At 52.6% G+C, this 6,051-nt stretch carries 6 protein-coding genes; all 6 read right to left on the bottom strand.

The annotated features are described in order from the left end of the window. A partial coding sequence (locus tag FDW87_RS22480; RefSeq protein WP_252363150.1) for a class II fructose-bisphosphate aldolase occupies positions 1-561 on the bottom strand: 561 nt, incomplete at its 3' end. Between the two features lie 11 nt (positions 562-572). Then, the gene (locus FDW87_RS12525) at positions 573-1,664 is read right to left on the bottom strand and encodes a PTS fructose transporter subunit IIC (protein ID WP_016157774.1); all 1,092 of its coding nucleotides are present in this window, start codon (positions 1,662-1,664) and stop codon (positions 573-575) included. A gap of 26 nt (positions 1,665-1,690) precedes the next feature. Further along, entirely contained in the window at positions 1,691-2,011 is a 321-nt protein-coding gene (locus FDW87_RS12520) for a PTS fructose transporter subunit IIB (RefSeq protein WP_016155014.1), read from the bottom strand. Between the two features lie 19 nt (positions 2,012-2,030). After that, positions 2,031-2,501, bottom strand: coding sequence for a PTS sugar transporter subunit IIA (locus FDW87_RS12515; protein WP_003842172.1), 471 nt, complete (start codon positions 2,499-2,501; stop codon positions 2,031-2,033). 26 nt (positions 2,502-2,527) lie between these two features. Then, the gene (locus tag FDW87_RS12510) at positions 2,528-4,081 is read right to left on the bottom strand and encodes a transcription antiterminator (RefSeq protein ID WP_016155015.1); all 1,554 of its coding nucleotides are present in this window, start codon (positions 4,079-4,081) and stop codon (positions 2,528-2,530) included. Positions 4,082-4,527: 446 nt separating this feature from the next. Next, positions 4,528-6,051 (bottom strand): alpha-xylosidase (gene yicI / locus FDW87_RS22475; RefSeq protein ID WP_252363149.1); only part of this gene is annotated, 1,524 nt, incomplete at its 5' end.

Raw genomic sequence — 6,051 nt, 5'->3', positions numbered from 1 at the left:
GGGTATGACACCGGGCGCGTACATGCCATGTGCCGTGCCGACCGAGACCGCCAGTAAATCGATACCGGTCTGTTGGATAAAGGGCTCCACATCGGCGGCCTGGGTCATCAAATCAGCGTTAGCTGCGTGATCATAGCGCGGGGCGTCGGCCAGATGCCCCAGCTCGCCTTCCACGCACAGAGAAACGCTGGCCGCGAGCTCGACCACCGCCCGGGTCTGGCGAATGTTCTCCTCCAGCGCAAAGGCGGAGGCGTCGATCATTAACCCGCTGAATCCGGCGCGAAAAGCCTGCCGAATGCGCACTGGGTCCTTTCCATGATCCAGCGCCAGCGCGACCGGTACCGACGCTTCCTCTGCCAGCGTTTTGACGACCGCCACCGCTATCGGTGCAGGAAAATGGCCCAGATGCCCCTGATACAGATTCAGAATGATGGGCGCACGGTGTTTCTCAGCCGCCCGCACCGCCGCACGGGCGCTTTCCAGGTTCATACAGTTGATGGCCAGCAGCGCGTACTGCTCGCGCCAGGCTTTCGTCACCATGCTTTTCATATCGGCAAACATACAGCCTCCGGTTATTCCAGGGTGAAGGTGATCTCTTCGTCTTTCAGCTTTTGATCGCTAAGTTCATCAAACTCTTCGTCACGTTCGGTCACCGGCTTCTTCCACAACGACAGCATGACGCCGCAAATCACCGTGCCGATCCCCAGCGCCAGGCAAAACAGTAGCGGATGCGTAAAGAGCGGGACCACGAACATACCGCCGTGCGGTACCGGGCTTTCGACGCCCCACACCATAATCAGACCGCCCGCTATCGCCGAGGCCACCACGCAGGACCCCACCACGCGCAGCAGGTCGCGCGCCGCAATGGGAATGACCCCTTCGGTAATCATGCAGATCCCCATCGGGAATGCCGCTTTCAGCGCCTCGCGCTCCGCACGGGTGTACTTGTGACGCGTCAGCAAAAAGGAGAGCGTAATGCCGAACGGAGGGATTATCGAACCGACAAACTTCACCGCTTCCGGACCGTACACGCCGCTGACCAACATGCCGTCAGCAAATAGCGACATGGTTTTATTCACCGGTCCGCCAAAGTCGAATGTCGCCATTGCGCCAAGGATGGCCCCCATTAAAAAGCGTGACCCGCCCTGCATGGACTCCAGCAGATGAATCAACGCGTCCTGCAGCCAGGCTATCGGTTTGCCAATGAGCGTCATCATCAACAGGCCGCCAATGACGGTACTCAGTACCGGCAGCACCATGATGGGCATCAACCCCTGCATCGACTGCGGCAAACGGATATAGCGCTTGAGCAGCAGGACGGTATAACCGACCAGAAAACCGCCCAGCATCCCGCCGATAAAACCGGTATGAATTTCACCGCAGACAAAGCCGACAATCAGACCCGGTGCGAATCCGGGGCGGTCAGCAATAGAGTACGCAATCGCCGCGCTAATCAGCGGTACGATTAACCCCATCCCCCAGCCGCCAATCTGGTTGAGCATCCAGGGTATGGTTCCTGTTTTTTCACCCACGTTAGTACCGCCAAGTATTTGCCCGAGAGCAATACAGATCCCGGCGGCAACAATTAACGGGATCATCCACGAAATCCCCGTTAATAAATGTCTTTTTATTTCCTGAGATAGCGGAATTTTATTTTCACTCATGTGAAATCCCTCCAGAATGGGGATCGCTACTGGTTATTATTAACTAATGATTTTTCGACCTTTTCAAGAAACTGAATGGGCGATTTTATGACGATTTCAGTTTTTACTCGCACAATACGTTTATTTAAAAATCGTTCCTCCCCTTTTATTTTCACATCCACAGCAAGAATCACGACATCAGCAGCAGAAATGTCCTCTGTCAGCAGTTCGTTTTCCGTGCCGATAGTCCCCTGGGTTTCGACTCTTATATTATGACCAAGCGCTTTAGCACCTTTAATTAACTTCTCACGGGCAATATAGGTGTGCGCAATACCCGCCGTACAGGCGGCAACACAAACAATATTCATAACATGCTCCACGTATTATTTAGCAGACATTGGATTCAGCATATTGGCTAAAAAGCTCAATAATTTTCTGTGGACTGCTTTCGACTAACAGTTGTTCAATAATGTCGTCATCCGCCAACGCGCCAGCAACCTGCGAAAGCAGACGAATATGGGTAGTGTTTTGATCTTCAAGGCGTACGGCAAACAGAATGATGCAGCGCACGTTGCTGCCGTCCAGGGTTTCCCAGGGAATATCCTGGCGGGTACGCCCAATCGCCAGCGTAGTATTGACCACCGCCGAGGATTTCCCGTGCGGAATCGCAATATGATTTTCGAAGCCGGTCGAGCCTTCTGATTCACGCTGCCAGACATCCTGAATAAACGTTTCCCGGCAGCTAATTGCCCCATCTTTTTGCAGAATATCCGTCAGTTCCTCAATAACCTCCGTTTTGTTTGTGGCCTTCATATCCAAAATAACGCGATTTGTATTGAGTATTTTCGTGATGTCCATAAATCATACCTCATGGAGTTCAGACATTAATTTTCAACGACCAGCGACGTCGCCCGATGTAATTTTTCCGTAATAACCGTTTCTGTTACCCGCTTAATATCCGCATCATTGAAGAAGGCGGTGACATACACGACCGGCATGGCAACGGCAGGTAAATTGATCGTCGATACCACCAGTTCAATATCGTCCGTCAGGACGGAGGGCAAGCTGCCTGCCGACACCACGCCGACGATGGTCCAGTCCGGAAAGGCGCGCAGAATGCGGCTTTTGAGTAAGTGAGAGGTGCCGATGCCGGTTGAGCAGACCAGCAGCACACGTTTACGCGCTATCTGACGCTCCATCGCGGCCTGAAAATGCACGGTTAAATATCCCACCTCATCATCCGACACGGCCCGTTCGCCCCAGCCGCTAAACACCCGATTCACCGCGCACTGTGTCAAACGCCAGACGTCCTGCAACTCGCCTTTAATGTCCTCCAGCAGCGGATTACGAATGCGGATCTGGTAGTTCAGGCGGTTAATCAGCGGCTTAATATGGATCAGCAATCCGTCATACAGCGCAGTGTCCTGGCTAAGATCGCAGTCAACCATTTCGGCGAAGGTGGCAATCAGCCGATGGGTAATCAAGCGTGCTTCGTCGCTGGAGTGCATATGGCCAATTACGCTCACATCGTTATGCTCTTCAATCACCATACCGGAGGAGATAATATATTGATAAATAAACCAGACTTCGTCTTCCGGCAGCGGGTGGGCAATGCGTTTTTCGATATGCTGAATCATGCGACTGGCAATGGAAAAAATGTTCTCATCACATGACGTGATGCTTTCTTCTTTTCTCGGCAGCGCATTGCCCCGCGTAATGCGGTACATCATGATCAGAATATGAGTAAAGATATTGACGTAATAAGGCTCGCCCAGCGACCAGCACAGATCGTTCTCCATTTCCTGCAACAGCGTCTGGACAAATAAAACGTCTTCTTCGCCAAAGTAATGCACTAACGCTTTATAACTGCCCGGATCAAGTCGTGAATAAATCACGCTTCCAGGTTCATTATGGTTAATCACACCGTTAATCAGCGACGCCATCGCCTGGCGCACCCCGCTCTCGCTGCCTTCAATGTGTGTGCCGCTCTGGCTGCGAATCAGCGACAGGCCCAGCGGGGTAATCCACGATTCAATCACTTTCAGATCGTTAACAATCGATGCACTACTAATAAAATAACGTTCGGATAATTTATTGATCGATGTTTCATGCGGCGTTTCACTTAATAATTGCGAGGCTATCTTAACCCGCCGTGAATTATTCATCATGCCGTCAGCATCATCACCCTCCGACCCTAATAACTGATCCAAATATAAAAGGTCAGTAATGTTATCGGCACTTAATATCACGCCCGCACCGGCACGTTTATCGATAGATATTTTCCATTCCGATAACCATTGTTCCAGTAACCGCAGATCGCGCTGGACGGTCTTCTCTGAAACAGATAAATATTCGGCAATTTTTAGCAGCGTAACATATTCCTTCCGGGACAGAAGAAACTTTAATAATCTGTTTTGTCGCGAGGTAATCATTTGCATTATTTACCCTTATTACATACCAGATTAAATATCTATACCCGTCATACTTCAAGCTGCATGTGCGTTGGCTTTCCTCGCTCACCCCTGTCACGTACTTATGTACGCTCAGGGGATTCGCTGCGTCGCCGCCTTCCTGCAACTCGAATTATTTAGGTTATAAAGAAGCGTTTATGCTCCACGTGTAATCCGTGATGATAAATATAAGAGGACTACGATGCGCCAACAATACTAAATCGTGTCCTGTATTCCGGACAGAAATAAGACAAAAAGAGGAAATAGTGAGATATTTACGGCGCAGATCACATTTTTCGCGGGAATTAGAGTGATAGCGCTCGCAAATATGGTGAGGTAAAAATTTAAGTCGGGATGTTTTTGATTTTCAGTTCTGGAACGCTGCTCGCGGCGTGGGCCGGATAAGACGCATCCGGCACCACGTTCAGATTCGCTTACAGGGCTATCGTCAGCACATCTTCATCCGGCGTGACAACCGTTCCCCACTCGCTGCCCGCAGATGAACCGCCCTTCACACCGCTAACCTGTGGAATATTACGCAGGCACAGCGTCCAGTTACGCGCATCTCCACTACCTTGCACGATGATGGTATTACCCGTGCGCACCGCCTTCAGCGTGAAGATAACCGAGCCGTCAGCAGCCGGAACTTCACAGAGTGCTTCCCGCCCCTCCTGCAGATGGAACAGCTGGAACGCGGTTCCTTCATGCCAGGCGTAGTCCGGCTTCTGGTTATTGCTGCCCAGCGCCAGCAGGGTATTGTCACGCACATAAACCGGCAGACTCAGGAAGTCATGCTGCTGCTTATGCCAGCGGCTGCCGGCCACCTCATCATTACGCCACAGATGCGTCCAGCGTCCTTCCGGCAGGTAGAACTGCACATCGCCCGCCTCGCTAAACACCGGCGCGACCATCACGCTATCGCCCAGCATGTACTGGCGGTCGAGATAATCACACGCCGGATCGTCCGGGAACTCCAGCATCATCGCGCGCATCATCGGGGTGCCCTGCGCATTAGCGCGCGCTGCTTCACGATACAGGTACGGCATCATGCGGCATTTCTGTTCGGTGAAGTAGCGCACCACATCGCAGGATTCGTCATCGTACGCCCATGGCACACGGTAGGATTTACTGCCATGCAGGCGGCTGTGGCTGGAGAGCAGCCCAAACGCACACCAGCGCTTGTAGACGTGCGCCGGAGCGGTATTCTCAAAGCCGCCGATATCGTGGCTCCAGAAGCCAAAGCCGGACAGGCCAATAGACAAGCCACCGCGCAGGCTTTCCGCCATCGATTCATAGTTGGCGTAGCAGTCGCCGCCCCAGTGCACCGGAAACTGCTGTGCGCCCACGGAGGCCGAACGAGCAAACAGCACCGCCTCTTCTTCACCGACGGTTTCTTTCAGCACGTTCCACACCAGTTCGTTGTAGATGTACGCATAATGGTTGTGCATCTTCTGCGGATCGGCACCGTCAAACCACTGCACATCCGTGGGGATGCGTTCGCCAAAGTCAGTTTTGAAGCAGTCTACGCCGATATCCACCAGACCTTTCAGCTTGTTGGCATACCACTCGCAGGCTTGTGGATTAGTGAAGTCATAAATCGCCAGGCCCGGCTGCCATTTATCCCATTGCCACAGGGAACCGTCCGGCCGCTTGAGCAGATACCCTTTCGCTTTCAGTTCATTGAACAGCGGGGACTTCTGACCGATGTAGGGGTTTATCCATACGCACACCTTCAGCCCTTTCTCTTTCAGGCGGCGGATCATACCTTCCGGATCCGGGAAGGTCACCGGGTCCCACTCAAAGTCGCACCACTGGAAGGCCTTCATCCAGAAACAGTCGAAGTGAAAGACGTGCAGCGGCAGATTGCGCTCGGCCATGCCGTCGATAAAGCTGTTCACCGTCGCTTCGTCGTAATTGGTGGTGAACGATGTGGTTAGCCACAGACCGAACGACCAGGC

The organism is Citrobacter sp. wls826 (genome assembly GCF_005281245.1).
Taxonomy (GTDB): Bacteria; Pseudomonadota; Gammaproteobacteria; order Enterobacterales; family Enterobacteriaceae; genus Citrobacter; species Citrobacter braakii.
Note: the sequence above shows the minus strand (reverse complement) of the source record. Positions and strands in the feature narration are given on the sequence as shown.